Source organism: Gemmiger formicilis, assembly GCF_016900095.1.
Taxonomy (GTDB): Bacteria; Bacillota; Clostridia; order Oscillospirales; family Ruminococcaceae; genus Gemmiger; species Gemmiger formicilis_A.
Genome location: NZ_JACJJP010000020.1, coordinates 43,449 through 57,063 on the forward strand (window position 1 = coordinate 43,449; position 13,615 = coordinate 57,063).

A 13,615-nucleotide genomic window follows, 5' to 3' on the forward strand; every position below is an offset into this window, starting at 1 on the left:
CGGTTCAGTGAAGATTTGGGGCTTTGTCAAGAGTTTCATGTGCAGCCTTGACGGTCTGCTCGATCAGACCGTCGGGCAGCGGCTTCGGATCACTGTCATGACGCACAAACAGCAGAAATTCGATGTTGCCCTCCGGACCCTTGATAGGTGAAAAATCCAGACCGGCGGCCGTAAAGTGGTTCTGCAAGGCGTATTGCTGCGCCATATACAAGACTTCCCTGTGAGTGTCCGGCTCCCGGACCACCCCTTTCTTGCCCACCTTCTCCCGGCCGGCTTCAAACTGCGGCTTGACCAGGCAGACACCGCAGGCGTCCGGCGTACAGATGGCATCGGCCACCGGGAAAATATGTTTCAAAGAAATAAAGGAAACATCCACGCTGAAAAACTCGATGGGTTCAGCCAGGTCATCCGGGGTTACGTTCCGGATGTTGGTGCGCTCCATGTTGACCACACGTTCGTCAGTGCGCAGGCTCCAGGCCAGCTGGCCGTACCCCACGTCCACCGCATACACCTTGACGGCGCCGTTTTTCAGCATACAGTCGGTAAAACCGCCGGTGGAGGCCCCGATGTCCATACACACCTTGCGGTCGGGGTGCATGGGGAAAACCTGCATGGCCTTTTCCAGCTTCAGGCCGCCGCGGCTGACATACCCGATGTCATGCCCGCGCACTTCGACCTTGGCGTCCTCCTTGATCATTTCTCCGGCTTTGTCCACTTTCTGCTCATCCACAAAAACAATGCCGGACATGATCAGCGCCTTGGCGCGCTCCCGACTCTGGGCGTACCCATTCTGACAAAGATATTGATCCAGACGTATTTTCAAACCTGTACCGCCTTTCCTGCCTGTTGAACCGACCGCACCAGGGCGGCGGCGTCCAGCGCCTGATCACGGCGCAACTGGGGGACGTTGGCATGCAGCAGATGGGTGTTGTCTACCGCATGTACGATCATCTTGCCATGCCAGCCGATGCTTTGCATAGCGAACGAAAGCTGCTGGCCGATGGCGCCCGTGAGGACGGCTTCCTCGGCAAACAGAATGGTGTCATAAGATTGCAACCGATCGCACAGTCCGTCCGGCAGCGGATAAATCTGCACAAGCTTGCAGCAATCCACCGCAATCCCCTGCTGTGCCAACAGATCCGCAGCGGCCAGAATCTCTTCGCTCTCCGCGCCGTAACTGACCAGCACAATCCGGGCACCCGGCGTTGTGTGAATGAAATCAAAGGTGTTGCCGGTACATTCCAGCGCTGCCAGGGCGGGACTTTCCTTGCCCCGGGCGTAGCGAATGGCGCGGGGGCCGCGGGGTTCCCGGATGAGCTTGTCCAGCCAGAACCGCAGTTCTGCGTAGTTGGCGGGCGAATAGGTGGGGATGCCGATCTGGCTGAAATAGCCGGGATCATAAATCCCCTGGTGGGTTTCGCCGTCTCCGGGCACGAGCCCCGCGCGATCCACGGCAAACAAAACATTCAGGTGCATCAGATTGACGTCATGAATCATCTGGTCGTAGGCGCGCTGGAAGAAGGTGGAATAGATGGCCACCACCGGCAGAAGCCCCTGGCTGGCCAGGCCCGCCGCGAAGGTCACGGCATGTTCCTCCGCCATGCCTACGTCAAAGAAGCGTTCCGGATGATCTTTTTTGAAAAAGTTCAAGCCGGTGCCGTATTTCATGGCAGCCGTAATAGCGCACAGGCGGGTTTCCTTGTCGGCCAGACGGCTCAATTCCGTGCCGAAACAGGTGGAGAAGGAATCGCTGGGGGAAACTTCCGGGTTGGTCAGATGGTTCAAATCAAAGGCGGACACGCTGTGAAACTCACCGGGGTTTTCTTCAGCAGGCTTCAGACCCTTGCCTTTCTGGGTGACCACATGCAGAAAAACCGGTGCAAACTGCTCCTGCAGGTTGGCAAACAAGCGGGTCAATTCCAGCACGTCGTGTCCGTCCACGGGACCGATATACTGGAAGCCCATCTCCTCAAACATGGTGGAATGGTAGATACCGCGGCGGATCAACTGTTTGCCGCCCTGCAAGGCCTTGACCACCCCACTGCCCACCACGGGAATGCCTTCCAGCATATTTTCCATCTGGGCTTTGGCGTGAAAATATTTGGGATCGGTGCGCAGCTTGGTCAGGTAATTGGCCATCTGGCCGACGTTTTTGGAAATGGACATCTTGTTGTCGTTGAGCACGACGATCAGGTTGTTGAGCATGCTGACATTGTTCATGCCCTCATACACCATCCCGCCGGTGAAAGCACCGTCCCCGATGATGGCGACCACCTTGCCGGGTTCGCCCTTGATCTTTTTGGCGCGTGCCACACCGATGGCCGTGGACAGAGCGGTGCTGCCGTGACCGGCCACAAAGGTGTCGCAGATACTTTCCTTGGGGTTGGGAAAACCGGACAAACCATCTTTCTGGCGCAATTCCGAAAACCCGGCACGGCGTCCGGTGAGAAGCTTATGGGTATAACATTGATGCCCCACGTCGAAGAGAATTTTGTCCCGGGGCAGGGTCAGAACCCGGTGCAAAGCCACCGTCAGTTCCACCACGCCCAGGTTGGAGGAAAGGTGTCCGCCGGTAGCGGAGACACTCTCAATCAGAAACTGCCGGATATCGGCACACAAGGCGGGCAAATCCTGCGCCGCCAGCTTTTTTACATCCCCTGTTTGCTTGATTTGATCCAGCAAAGGATATTTCATTATCGTCCACCTCGTCATACCATCGGCATAAGCAAGCCAATCAGGCAGCCGAACACGGCACCCGTGAGAACCTGAATGGGGGTGTGCCCCACCATCTCTTTGAGTTTCTTATGCCCGAGAATCGGCCAGATTTCGGATTCCTGATCCATCCATTCGCTCAGCAGGTGGTTCAGAACTTTTGCCTGTTCCCCGGTTTCCCGCCGGACACCCATGGCGTCGTACATGACAATGATCGAAACGATCAGTGCAATGGCAAACAGAGTGGAATGGATGCCGCAATAGCGCCCGGTCGCCACAACCATGGCGCAGACCGTGGCGGAGTGGGCACTGGGCATGCCGCCGGCACCCCACATGCGCTCCGGAATAAATTTTCCTACAATAATCAGATTCAGAATGACCTTGATCAATTGAGCGGAAAAGGAACTGAGCAAGGCCGTTACCAAAACATAATTCCAGCTCAGGGCCTCCATCAATAAAGACATACGGTTCCAACTCCTTGCGGCGTATGTGCCGCGTTTTATTTTCTGCGTTGCAAAAGCTGCCGGGCCAGTTCCTGCAGGAACCAGGCGCTTTCGCCAAGAGGATCCAGGGCTTGCAGCGAATCCCGGTTGTTCTGCGCGGCCAGTTCCTGTGCACCGCCCAGACCGTACAGAGTCACAAAAGTGGTTTTGTCGTTTGCTTCGTCGCTGCCTGCCGGTTTGCCCAGCTCCTCGGTGGTGGCGGTGACGTCCAGAATGTCATCCACAATCTGGAACACCAGGCCGACTCCGGCCGCATAGCGGGTCAAAGCATCCCGAACAGACGGTTCGGCATCGGATGCCAGGCAGCCGAGCTCCGCCGCCGCCACGATCAGGGCCCCGGTCTTGTGCCGGTGCAGGGCCAGCAGCTGCTCCTCGGTGGCGCGCGCATGCTCGTACTTTTTATCCAGTTCCTGGCCGTACAGCATCCCACGGGCGCCGCCGCCGGCTGCCAGACAAGCCGCCGCACCCACACGGCTTTCCGCAGACAAGGGAGCGTTGGCAATCACCTCAAAAGCGGCGGTTACCAGGGCGTCTGCCGCCAGCAAGGCGGTGGCTTCATCATACTGGCAATGGCAGCTGGGACGTCCCCGGCGGGTATCGTCGTTGTCCATACAGGGCAGATCATCATGGATCAGAGAATAACAATGCAGCATTTCCAGCGCGCAGGCATAATCCACAGCCAGAGCCGGGTCTTTCCCGCTGATTTCACAGCTGGCCAGAGTCAGCACGGCCCGCACACGCTTGCCGCCGCCCAAAAGGCTGTACCGGGCGGCCTGCCCGATCCGCGCAGATTCCGGCAGGTACAGGTCACACAATTCCAGAAGACGGCGCTCCACGGCCGAAACGTATGCTTTATACTGTGCGGTGTAGTCGTTGGACGGCATGATATTCACTCTCCTGCGGTTTCTTTGGGCGCCGCGGCGGCATCAATCTCTTCTATCTGCAGCTTGGCATTTTCCAAAGTGGTGTTGCAATAGGCAATCAGCTGTGCGGCTTCGGCATACAGTTTGACGGATTTATCCAGCGTGGTTGTCTCGTCCTGCATCTGCTGCAAAATCTGCTGCAGGCGGGCCAACCCTTCTTCAAAGTTTTTGGGCGTTTTCATCTTGGTCCTCCCCGGAAAGCGGCCTTACCATGTTGACGGTGCAATCTGCGGTGACATGAATCCCTTGCAGGGTGATTTCCTGTCCCGCTTTCAGCTGGTCAACGGTGCGGCATTGTCCCTTCCGGTCTCGTACAATTGTATATCCTCTGGCCAGAACGCCATAGGGATTCAAAGATTCGGCCACGGCGGCCGCATGCTGCAAGGCAGTCTGTTTTTGACGGAACAGCATCTGTTTTTGGCTCAGAATAGCATCGCTCAGCTCCTGCAGGGTCTGGGCGCGATTCTCCACTGCGGTCTTTTGCGCATCCAACACACGCCGGGATGCCAAGGCATTAAGATTATTATAACACATTTGCCAGCGGGACTGTATATTTTTTTGAATATTTTGTCCAAGAATGAATAAATTCTGTCGAACCTGGCGCACATCCGGCACACAGAGTTCCGCCGCGGCCGAGGGAGTGGGCGCACGCAGATCAGCCACATAGTCCAGAATGGTGTAGTCGATTTCGTGCCCTACGGCGGAAACAACCGGTTTACGGCATTGGCTGACCGCGCGGGCAATGCGTTCACTGTTGAACACCCACAGATCTTCCTTGCTGCCGCCGCCGCGTGTGACCAGAATGAGTTCCGGGCGCGGGTCCGCATCCAGGGCATGGATGCCGGATACGATGCTCTGCTCCGCTTCCAGTCCCTGGACGTTGACCGGGGCCAGCAAAAGCCGGGTCAAGGGCCAGCGGCGGGAAATGATGTTGCAGACATCCTGCAGCGCCGCACCGGTTTTGGAGGTGACCACGCCGATACAGCGGGGCATGGGGGGTAAAGGACGCTTGCGCGCCGGATCAAAGAGACCTTCCGCTTCCAGCTTCCTGCGCAGGGCGTCAAAAGCCATCTGGGCAGCCCCGGCGCCGAAAGGACGCATATATTCGGCATATACCTGAAAGGCTCCGTCCCGCTCATAGAGAGTGGCACGTCCGTATACAAGAACCAGCATACCGTTCTGAGGGGCAAACCCCAGAAGCCGTGCCTTGTCGCGGAACATGACCGCCTTCACGCTGGCCTGGTCATCCTTCAGGGTGAAATACAGATGTCCGCTTTTGCTGTGACGGGTGAAGTTGGATATTTCCCCGCAGACAATCAGGTTGTTCAGCGGTTCGCAGTTTTCCAGCACACGGCGCGCCAACGCGTTGAGGGCACTTACGTGGATGTATTCGGCCATGCACCTACCTCCCTTGCGGCCAGGATGGAAACACCGATGGCATTGTCGGAAGCAAATTTACCGGGAACAAAGTATGCCGCAGGAATGCGGTGGGTGATGTAAGTTCGGACCAGATCACTGCTCATGACGCCGCCCGCAAACACCACCGGAAGTCCCGGATACTGCTGTTGGGCTGCAGTACACATGCGGCGAAGGGTTTCGGCAACGCAAAGCAAGCAGTATTTGCAGACGTATTCGGGAGAACGCCCTTCTGCCAGCAGATGTTCGCACTGATTTTGCAGACCGGAAAGGCTGCAGTTCATGCCCTGAACGCTGACGCGGGGGCGCACGGATTCTGCGCACCGGGCGGCCAGCTCACTGACCTGTACACCGGCAGGGAAACCGTAGCCAAGCCGGACGCCAAGACGGTCCACAGCCTGTCCGGCATACAGATCGGAGGAGGTGCCCAAGCAGGTCAGGCGCCCTTGGTTGTCGCAGTGCAGCAGGTCGGTGGTGCCGCCCGAAACATGGAAGACAAGCAGCTCCTTCCCAAAAAAAGCGTCGCCGGCGGCGGCAAACATGGCGGCAGTCACATGTCCCTGCTGGTGGGTTGTCCGTATCAGGGGGATGCCGCGAGCCAGGGAAAAGGCGGTAGCTGCGTTGAGTCCTACCAAAAAACAAGGCATATAGGAACCTTCCGCATCCCGTGGACGGGCGGAAACCCCGACGGCACCAATCTGGGTCAGGTCGGCCTTTTCCGCGATGGTCTGCAAAAGCTGGGGCAAAGCGGCCGTGTGGTGGAACACCGCATCACTTTGGCGCAGACCAAGGTGGCCCTCCTTGACCGGCAAAAATTGCTTGCAATCACAAACAACCTCCCCGGCTGTTGTGTCAAAAACCGCCAGAGAGGTTGCGTAGTTGCTTGTATCAAACCCTAAAATCAGCATGTTTCGCCTTCGGATTCCTGGGCAAGGCCCTTTTCCCGCGCAACGGACCCCAGCAGACCGTTGACAAACTGATGATCGTTGTCGGCGCCGTATTTTTTCACAAGTTCCACGGCTTCGTTGATGGCTACGGCGGGCTTTTTCTCTTCCCCGTACAGCATTTCGGCCAGGCAGATGCGCATGGCGGTCAGGCTGACACGAGGCAGACGAGACAGAGTCCACCCCTTCAGATGGCCGGAAATCATGGCATCAATTTCCTCACTGTGCGCAGACCAATCGTCCAGCAGACGTTTGGAAAATGCGTCCAGCGTCAATTCGCCGCTCTCTCCCCCGGCCTGCAGCGTGTCCTGCATGAGGTCGGTGTGAAAGGTGGCGGCGAAAGCAGCCAGAAAGGCGTTTTCACGGGATTCGCGGCGGGTCAATGATTGTTGGGTCATATTCCAGTTTCCTAACTTTCCGTTTTGTATTCTTTTGGCAGGTGCCAATCAGGCTTCCTTCTCTTCGGCCAGGCCGCAGACAATCACATCCACACGGGAAACGGTGATTCCGCACATGTTCTGGATGGTCTGCTTGACGTTTTCCTGCACCTTTTTGCATACAGACATAATCTTGCATCCGTATTTGGCAACGATATGCAAAGTCACCATGGCAACGCCGTCTTCCATCTCCACGGAAACAGGCTTGCGCAGGCTCGTTTTGCTCAAAAGACCGCGCACGCTCTGCATTCCGCCGGAAGCCACGGCATCCACGCCTTCCACTTCCATGGCGGCCGTACTGGCGATCTTGGCGATTACTTCGGTGGATATCTGCAGGCTGCCAGCCACGGTATTACGCACATCCATGGGTCTTACCTCCTGTTTATGTGGGGCATGAGACACACGCCCCGATATTCATTGTTTAATTAAACATACTATACCATACAAAACTTTTTTTGTAAATATCAGCCGGCGGGTTACTTCACTTCGGTGATGGTGATGTCCGAAGCCTCCAGCCCCCGGCAGCTGGTCAGAAGAACATCCCGGATCTGGGTCACCTCATCAGCGGTCAGGGCGTCGTTCTCGGTCATGACGGTCACGTCGGCACGGCTGACACCCAGTGTGACCACACAGTCGGCAAATCCTTTCGCCTTGATCTTGTTTTCCAGACTGGTTTCCGATGTGATGTTGCTGACCTGCAGTTCCAGCTCCTCGGTGAGTTTTTCTTTCTCCTCCTCACTCAGGCTGGCGTTTTTCAGTGTTTTCTGGATGGAGTCCAATGCTTCATCCCGGGCTTTGGTGCGGGCCAGACGAGCGGATTCAAAAAAGTCGTCGCCGGAATCCTGGCTGGCACTGACCAGCTGCGCTTCCCCGTAATTTTTGTTGCCTGTGGGTTCTGCAGCTTCGGTTTCCAGCGGGTCCAGTACCGCCACACTGTCTCCGGTGTTGGCGGATACGGCGGCAGCCTCGGGCTCCGCACTGACCGTCTGCGGAACATTTTGCGTAAAGTTCCAGTTCATATAGACGGCGGCTCCCAGCGCCAGAACCAGTGTGGCCAACGTAACGCCGCGCCCTTTTGCTTTGAATTTCATCATGACATGCCTCCTTCATTGTTGCGCTGCGACCATTTTTTCGACCGTGATGTGATTGGCCCCAACGCCCGTCAGAGCGCGGACCAGTTCGGTTACTGCATTTTGAACGCTGCTGTCGTCACCGCCTTCACACAATACCGCCACTCCCTGTATGGTGGGGGGCTGTACACGCTCCACCAGGGCTTCTTCGCCCAGAATTACGTGTTCGCTGCGGCTGGTTGTCTCCCCCTGTTCCAGATCGGTGGCATAGACGGTTTCTTCTCCGGAAGCCAGTGTTACCATAACACTGCATCGTCCGGCACCGTCCACATCTTCCAGCAGAGTCTGCAAACGTTGCTCCAGCTGTTGGATGTAGGCAGCATTATCTTCCCCGGCGGAAGTTGTGGTCGTTGGGGCGGTGCTGCTCTGCACAGCGGGAGCGCTGTCCGGTATCCACTCCGAAAGGCAGAGAAGCAGCATTCCGCCCAACCCGAGAACGATCAGCAGGTTGACTCTGGATTTTTCATCCTTCAGATGTTGACGCACACGGTTAGAAATCGGTTCCAGTATCTTTGGCCATTGCGGCAGCATCTCACTCGCCCCCTTCCAGCACATAAGGCAGGGTGCCGCAGTTCGCTTCCAGAAGCGCTTGGGCGGCGGAATAATCCTGTGCGTTCTGCAACCCCACATGCAGCGTGTCGCCGCGCCAGAGGCAGGAAGCTTGGATGCCGTTTTGCTCCAACAGATTCTGTAAAGCGGACAGGGAGGTTTGCCGGCTGAGCTGCGCTTCGTACTCTGAAAAATCCGCCGGGGATGCGGTGGCTGGCTGAAATCCGCCGATTTCCGAGGCCACTGCATGCCAGTCCGTCTGTGTCCCCATCTGAAGTACCGACGTTAGAATATATAGCAGCAAAACCGTGTTTATGACGGGCTTGAACCGATTATCCGGCCAAAAGATGCGAATGATTCCGGCTGCCGCACAGAGCAAACAGACCCCCAGCGCGGTTTGACGAAGTATTTGCATGGATTTACCCTCCCGTTCCGGTAATGAGCAGTAAGGCGGTGGACAGAAATACCATAAAAAAAAACAGAGTCAGAATGGAACCGCACAGCCGGGCGCCCTGGGCAAAATGGTGGCAGATCTGCAGGCATTGCTTTTGACCGCTGCCGGCAGCCATGATACTCGCCAGGGAAAAACTCAGATAATAGAGCAGACACCGCAGAAAAACCGGCACAAAAAGCCCGCCCAGGGCCAGCACCGCAGCAAGAGCCAGGGAACCCTTCAAAAGCTGTACGGCACTGAGCGCTCCGGTGAGAGCGGCCGCTGCGGCATCCCCAACTACCGGAATGGCTCCGCTCAACACACCCCGGCCCATTCGAACAGCCGCGTTGTCCATTCCCCCGGCCAGGATGTTTTGCAACCCCAGCACAAAGCTGAATAAGGCAGCGCAAAGCTTGAGCAACCAGGAAAGACACCTGCCAAACAAGGCGGAGGCTTCCTCCATACCGGCGTTTCCCCAGACAGCGGCAGAAATGCCAAAGCAGAAATAAATCTGCATGACCGGGAGAAGAATCAGCCGTATGGCGCCGGCCAGAAAGTTGGACATGGCATAAAACATGGTGCTGTACACGGCGGCACCGGTGGTTTGTCCGCCGGCGGCCGCTGCGGCGCTGTAGACAGGCACAAAGGCAATGAGGTAGGTCTGGCAATCCTGGGCGGTTTGTCCCACCAGCGTCACCAGTTCCATCATACCGGAGAGACTGAGAGCCCCGAATCCCAACACCGAAACGGCATCCACACATTTTTGCCAGCTCCCCTGCCCCACGGTCAAGCCGGCGGCACAGGACAGAAGCAAAAAGGCGATGGCCTGCGCCGCAAAGCGCAACGGGCCGCCCAAGGCTTTTTGCACGGCGTCCAGAACCATATCCCACAAGGAGCCCAGATCCCACTGGAGAACAGCAGAAACATCGCTTTGGGACAAAAGATCTTCGGCCTGCCGCGGCAGCTCTGCGGCGTGTGCCGCAATGGGCAAAACCAAGGCACATAGCGTTATTACAAAAAAGCAGACAGCGAGGCGACCAGACTTTGCAGCAAAGGCAAAGCCTGCATCATGGCCAGCAGGCGCCCGCACAGTTCCACGGCACCGGCTGCGGCCGACATGCCGGCTTCCCGGCAGAGATCGGCAGCTGTCTGGGCCGCCAAGGCAATTCCCAATACCTGCAAAACGCAGCCGAAACTTTGTCCGGTTTGGGCACCGGTATAGTCGGACAGCGTGTGGATGAGTTCCAGCAGCGGTGTTATCTGCTGAAAGGCCAGCGCCAGGACGGCCCCGGCACCGCACACCGATACCACAAAGGCGAAAGCGGGCTGGTCTTTTTTCAGAGCAAGGACCAGCAATCCTGCAACCACGGCAAGCGCGGCGATCTTGAGCATCAACATAGTTCATATCACAAATCAAACAGCGCCTTGATCAGCACAAACAGATCACTGATCTGACGCACCAGCATGGTAAGTACCACAATCAAACCGGCCAGGGTTGTCATCATGGCCTGGTCTTCCCGGCCGGAACGGATCAGCAGCTGGTTCAGCACGGCAACAATGATTCCGATCGCGGCGATCTTGAATACCAGATCGATGTCCATGGTAAGAAACTCCTTTACCCCGTAGAGAAGAAAATCAGGCCAAAACAATGGCGATCAGAACACCGAGGCAGACACCGACGCGCGGATACAGTCGTTGCGCGGCCCCGGCGGTTTCCTGCATCCGGAATTCTTCCCGGCGGCATAACTCGCACAGATGTTCCAGTGTGTCGCAAACCGTTTGCCGTGGGGCCGTTTCCATCGTATGCAGACCATCCCGCAATTCTGACCCGAACAGATGCTGAAGATAAGCCGGTGGCCTGATCTGAGAAAACGCGGCTGTGTGTCCGGGGCAAAAGGGGGCAAAGTCCTCGTGCTGCGATGCCATTCCCAACACCATGTTCCCCGGCAAATGCCGGAACCGGATGGCGTCCAGAAGGTATTGCAAAAACCGCTCAAAGGCAACGATCTGCTGCCAGATCGCCTTTTTTCGGCAGGCCGCCATCCAACCGATGCCGCCGCAGCAGCACGCCAACAGGAAGGCACCCACAAATTTCAAGGTCAATGGTATCATGTAAGATTCACCATTTTGGTTACGGTTCCCGGCCTTTCCCTGCCACTGAGAAACACAGCTGTGGAAAAGGCCCCGGTTTTCAAAAGCCGAACCAGCTGCGGTTTCTGATACAGATGTTCCGGTGTATCACAGTGTACGGAAGCCAGAAAAGCGACCCCGGAGGCCAGACCTTCTTCCAACGCGCCTGCGTCTGCGGCGGTGCCCAGTTCATCGCATACAATGGCCTGGGGATTCATGCACCGGAGCGCCATGCGGATACCCTCCGTGCGGCTGACACGGGTGTAGACGTCGCAGTTCAGGCAAGGCCTGTCCTCTTGTGATGTATTGGTCTGCGGCACCAGCTCCCCACGCTCATCCACAACGCAAAAAATGCGATCCCATTGTGATAAGAACGCAATCATACTGCGCAGGAAAGTTGTCTTTCCACTGCCGGGAACACCTGCCACCAGAATGCCTCCGCGCAGTTTCCGCAAAGCCTGCTGGATGTGTGGCGGCAAGGGACAGGTGATCCAGCGGGCCACACGCAGATTCAGGGCGTGTACAACGGCAATTCCTTCGGGAGAATACAGCCCTGCCACGCCGATGCGACTGCCATTGGCGGCTGTGAAGTATCCCTGGCGCAATTCCTGTTCATAGGCGTAGGCACTGTGCCCGCACAGGGCAAGAAAACACTGCTGCACCATCTCCGGAGACAGAATCCCCGGATCACAGGAGGAAGGCAGCAGCGCTGCCGCCCGGACAAGTCTTCCTTCTATAGTAAATTGTACAGGTCGGTTGGCCCGGAGACGGATTTCCTGTACCATGGTGGCCTTGCGCGAAGAAAGACACAGCAACGTGGTACGAAGCTGCTGGGGCAGATCCTGTACGACGGTATAGTACTCGTCCATGTTTCTTCACCTCACACCACCACTGTATGTGGCGACCGGACAACCTAGAACCTCAAAGATCGTTGGAACTTCGAAAGAGTTATGCGCAAATCCGGCCTGCGCATAAACTGGAATGTCGCCCGAACTGCATAATCTGCGGCGGCTATGCCACACTACCAACCATGAGGAAAGAGAACGGCCAGAGGTAGAAGATATGAAACGACTTGCCAATTTTCTGATGCTGTGTCTGCTGCTGAACTTTGTTGTGGTTGCCAGCTTTTTCGGGTATGTGTATGTGCATCGGGATACCGGGGCGGTATCTTCCGCATTGCTGGCCGGGTTCACATCCCTGAGCCCTTATCCTGTTTCGTATGCAGGGCCGCAAAGTCAAGAGTCCTGCCTGGATGCGTATTGCTTCCTGAAAAAAAATACGGAAGTGTGTCTGATCGAAAGGCTTGAGGACAGCCGCTATGTATGTGGTGATAATACGGTTTTTCTCACCGCCGATTCTTGGCAAAACGATACGGTAGAGGCTGTGCATGAATTCGGTCATGCGCTGGATCGGTATCTGCACGGGACAACGGTGGGATATTATTCCCGGCAAGCATGCTTTTCGGATGCTTATGCGGCGGATTGCGCCACTATGCAGCGATCCTTCCAATTCGATGATCTGTTCCAGACGCAGACTTACCGCAATCTGGCGGTGAGCGATATCCTTTTTGCGGTATTTTTTGAGGATACCTACGCCAGCAGAATACTGGAAGCCAGTTACAACACGGCCGGTGTCCCCTACTGGCGGCACGAGCAGGAATATCTGTCAAAAGCGGAAAACAGGCAGACGGAGGTATTTGCCGACATTTATACCATTCTCCTTTCAGACGATGAAGAGGCCAAGAATTTTTTGTGGCAGAATCTTCCGGCGTGCACAAATTGCCTTGTCCGAGCTGTAGAGGCACAAGTATGGTAAAGATCTGTGGGTATGGGGTTGCAAGCTTTTGAACATGCTGTATAATAATGGTGGGTACTGCGATCCGACGCACGAATACTTGGATGTCACGAGGCGACTTGCCGACAAGCCGCCTTTCTTTTCTGCCTTTTTGCCCAACAAACCGAAGTGGCAGGTATTGCGGTGTCCTCCAAGGAAAGCAGGAAATATGATAGATTGAGAGGAAAGCCGAAATGACTTTGTTCAGGGCTGTTTACACCATTTTGTGGGGGGATCTGATCAAGATTCCGCTCCCCGGCGGAAGCACCTTGGGACTTTCCCTTCTGGTGCTGATTCTGGAAACTGATTTGTCAAGGGGGGATTACCCTGAAATTATACATATTTCTTTTTCGAGTCTGTAAGCCGATGATTTGCCCGCGTCAAGTATTGTTCGCAAAAAGGGTTCCTGTAAAATAAGAAGTTAAGCTGCTGGTCGCAACATCGCCTGAACAGATTGTTCACTGAGGTATGCCCTGGAGGCGGACCAATCTTCTGCATATTCCATAAGATATGTGGTGACCAGTCTGGTGTAGGCATCTGCACTGGGAAATATTCCTACCACACTGGAACGGCGACGGATCTCCCGATTCAGCCGTTCCAACACG

At 56.2% G+C, this 13,615-nt stretch carries 19 protein-coding genes; 1 reads left to right on the plus strand and 18 read right to left on the minus strand.

Annotated features, from left to right (window positions below):
- Positions 1-4: 4 nt before the first annotated feature.
- The 17 genes from H6B15_RS10250 to H6B15_RS10330 form a co-directional block, all read right to left on the minus strand.
- Positions 5-823 (minus strand): TlyA family RNA methyltransferase, encoded by an 819-nt coding sequence (locus H6B15_RS10250; RefSeq protein ID WP_204647892.1) that lies wholly within the window; start codon positions 821-823, stop codon positions 5-7.
- Positions 820-2,694, minus strand: a complete 1,875-nt coding sequence (gene dxs, locus H6B15_RS10255; protein ID WP_204647893.1) for a 1-deoxy-D-xylulose-5-phosphate synthase — start codon at positions 2,692-2,694, stop codon at positions 820-822. Before dxs ends, H6B15_RS10250 begins: the two co-directional genes overlap by 4 nt.
- A 14-nt stretch (positions 2,695-2,708) precedes the next feature.
- Positions 2,709-3,176: a divergent PAP2 family protein gene (locus H6B15_RS10260; protein ID WP_204647894.1), complete on the minus strand. Its 468-nt coding sequence runs from the start codon at positions 3,174-3,176 to the stop codon at positions 2,709-2,711.
- 35 nt (positions 3,177-3,211) lie between these two features.
- Positions 3,212-4,099 carry a polyprenyl synthetase family protein gene (locus H6B15_RS10265; protein ID WP_204647895.1) on the minus strand — a complete coding sequence of 296 codons (888 nt, stop codon included), beginning with the start codon at positions 4,097-4,099 and terminating at the stop codon, positions 3,212-3,214.
- Between the two features lie 5 nt (positions 4,100-4,104).
- On the minus strand, positions 4,105-4,320 hold the full coding sequence (xseB, locus tag H6B15_RS10270; protein ID WP_204647896.1) for an exodeoxyribonuclease VII small subunit: 216 nt from the start codon (positions 4,318-4,320) through the stop codon (positions 4,105-4,107).
- The gene (xseA, locus tag H6B15_RS10275; protein ID WP_204647897.1) at positions 4,298-5,536 is read right to left on the minus strand and encodes an exodeoxyribonuclease VII large subunit; all 1,239 of its coding nucleotides are present in this window, start codon (positions 5,534-5,536) and stop codon (positions 4,298-4,300) included. Before xseA ends, xseB begins: the two co-directional genes overlap by 23 nt.
- A complete protein-coding gene (locus tag H6B15_RS10280; protein ID WP_243424367.1) occupies positions 5,515-6,366 on the minus strand; it encodes a glycoprotease in 852 nt (283 codons plus the stop codon). The genes xseA and H6B15_RS10280 overlap by 22 nt, the downstream gene beginning before the upstream one ends.
- 89 nt (positions 6,367-6,455) lie before the next feature.
- Entirely contained in the window at positions 6,456-6,896 is a 441-nt protein-coding gene (nusB, locus tag H6B15_RS10285; protein ID WP_204647899.1) for a transcription antitermination factor NusB, read from the minus strand.
- A gap of 48 nt (positions 6,897-6,944) precedes the next feature.
- Entirely contained in the window at positions 6,945-7,301 is a 357-nt protein-coding gene (locus H6B15_RS10290) for an Asp23/Gls24 family envelope stress response protein (protein ID WP_204647900.1), read from the minus strand.
- A 110-nt stretch (positions 7,302-7,411) separates the two neighbouring features.
- Positions 7,412-8,029: a SpoIIIAH-like family protein gene (locus tag H6B15_RS10295; protein ID WP_204647901.1), complete on the minus strand. Its 618-nt coding sequence runs from the start codon at positions 8,027-8,029 to the stop codon at positions 7,412-7,414.
- 12 nt (positions 8,030-8,041) lie between these two features.
- Positions 8,042-8,596, minus strand: coding sequence for a stage III sporulation protein AG (locus H6B15_RS10300; protein WP_204647902.1), 555 nt, complete (start codon positions 8,594-8,596; stop codon positions 8,042-8,044).
- A 1-nt stretch (position 8,597) separates the two neighbouring features.
- Positions 8,598-9,029 (minus strand): hypothetical protein, encoded by a 432-nt coding sequence (locus tag H6B15_RS10305; RefSeq protein WP_204647903.1) that lies wholly within the window; start codon positions 9,027-9,029, stop codon positions 8,598-8,600.
- 4 nt (positions 9,030-9,033) lie between these two features.
- Entirely contained in the window at positions 9,034-9,987 is a 954-nt protein-coding gene (locus H6B15_RS10310; RefSeq protein WP_204647904.1) for a stage III sporulation protein AE, read from the minus strand.
- 71 nt (positions 9,988-10,058) lie between these two features.
- The gene (locus H6B15_RS10315; protein ID WP_204647905.1) at positions 10,059-10,445 is read right to left on the minus strand and encodes a stage III sporulation AC/AD family protein; all 387 of its coding nucleotides are present in this window, start codon (positions 10,443-10,445) and stop codon (positions 10,059-10,061) included.
- A gap of 8 nt (positions 10,446-10,453) precedes the next feature.
- A complete protein-coding gene (spoIIIAC, locus tag H6B15_RS10320; RefSeq protein ID WP_204647906.1) occupies positions 10,454-10,648 on the minus strand; it encodes a stage III sporulation protein AC in 195 nt (64 codons plus the stop codon).
- Positions 10,649-10,682: 34 nt separating this feature from the next.
- On the minus strand, positions 10,683-11,135 hold the full coding sequence (locus H6B15_RS10325; RefSeq protein ID WP_204647907.1) for a hypothetical protein: 453 nt from the start codon (positions 11,133-11,135) through the stop codon (positions 10,683-10,685).
- Positions 11,136-11,155: 20 nt separating this feature from the next.
- On the minus strand, positions 11,156-12,046 hold the full coding sequence (locus tag H6B15_RS10330; RefSeq protein ID WP_204647908.1) for an ATPase, T2SS/T4P/T4SS family: 891 nt from the start codon (positions 12,044-12,046) through the stop codon (positions 11,156-11,158).
- Positions 12,047-12,239: 193 nt separating this feature from the next.
- Here H6B15_RS10330 and H6B15_RS10335 point away from each other — a divergent pair, with 193 nt between their 5' ends.
- The gene (locus tag H6B15_RS10335; RefSeq protein WP_204647909.1) at positions 12,240-12,992 is read left to right on the plus strand and encodes a hypothetical protein; all 753 of its coding nucleotides are present in this window, start codon (positions 12,240-12,242) and stop codon (positions 12,990-12,992) included.
- A 439-nt stretch (positions 12,993-13,431) separates the two neighbouring features.
- Here the strand turns inward: H6B15_RS10335 and H6B15_RS10340 are convergent.
- Positions 13,432-13,615 (minus strand): transposase (locus H6B15_RS10340; protein ID WP_204647910.1); only part of this gene is annotated, 184 nt, incomplete at its 5' end.

Coding starts and splice junctions, on each gene's coding strand:
- dxs (WP_204647893.1), bottom strand. CDS start 2,694: ATGAAATATCCTTTGCTGGATCAAATCAAGCAAACAGGGGATGTAAAA.
- H6B15_RS10295 (WP_204647901.1), bottom strand. CDS start 8,029: ATGATGAAATTCAAAGCAAAAGGGCGCGGCGTTACGTTGGCCACACTG.
- H6B15_RS10315 (WP_204647905.1), bottom strand. CDS start 10,445: ATGTTGATGCTCAAGATCGCCGCGCTTGCCGTGGTTGCAGGATTGCTG.
- H6B15_RS10330 (WP_204647908.1), bottom strand. CDS start 12,046: ATGGACGAGTACTATACCGTCGTACAGGATCTGCCCCAGCAGCTTCGT.
- H6B15_RS10260 (WP_204647894.1), bottom strand. CDS start 3,176: ATGTCTTTATTGATGGAGGCCCTGAGCTGGAATTATGTTTTGGTAACG.
- H6B15_RS10300 (WP_204647902.1), bottom strand. CDS start 8,596: ATGCTGCCGCAATGGCCAAAGATACTGGAACCGATTTCTAACCGTGTG.
- xseA (WP_204647897.1), bottom strand. CDS start 5,536: ATGGCCGAATACATCCACGTAAGTGCCCTCAACGCGTTGGCGCGCCGT.
- nusB (WP_204647899.1), bottom strand. CDS start 6,896: ATGACCCAACAATCATTGACCCGCCGCGAATCCCGTGAAAACGCCTTT.
- H6B15_RS10335 (WP_204647909.1), top strand. CDS start 12,240: ATGAAACGACTTGCCAATTTTCTGATGCTGTGTCTGCTGCTGAACTTT.
- H6B15_RS10290 (WP_204647900.1), bottom strand. CDS start 7,301: ATGGATGTGCGTAATACCGTGGCTGGCAGCCTGCAGATATCCACCGAA.
- H6B15_RS10305 (WP_204647903.1), bottom strand. CDS start 9,029: ATGCAAATACTTCGTCAAACCGCGCTGGGGGTCTGTTTGCTCTGTGCG.
- xseB (WP_204647896.1), bottom strand. CDS start 4,320: ATGAAAACGCCCAAAAACTTTGAAGAAGGGTTGGCCCGCCTGCAGCAG.
- H6B15_RS10265 (WP_204647895.1), bottom strand. CDS start 4,099: ATGCCGTCCAACGACTACACCGCACAGTATAAAGCATACGTTTCGGCC.
- spoIIIAC (WP_204647906.1), bottom strand. CDS start 10,648: ATGGACATCGATCTGGTATTCAAGATCGCCGCGATCGGAATCATTGTT.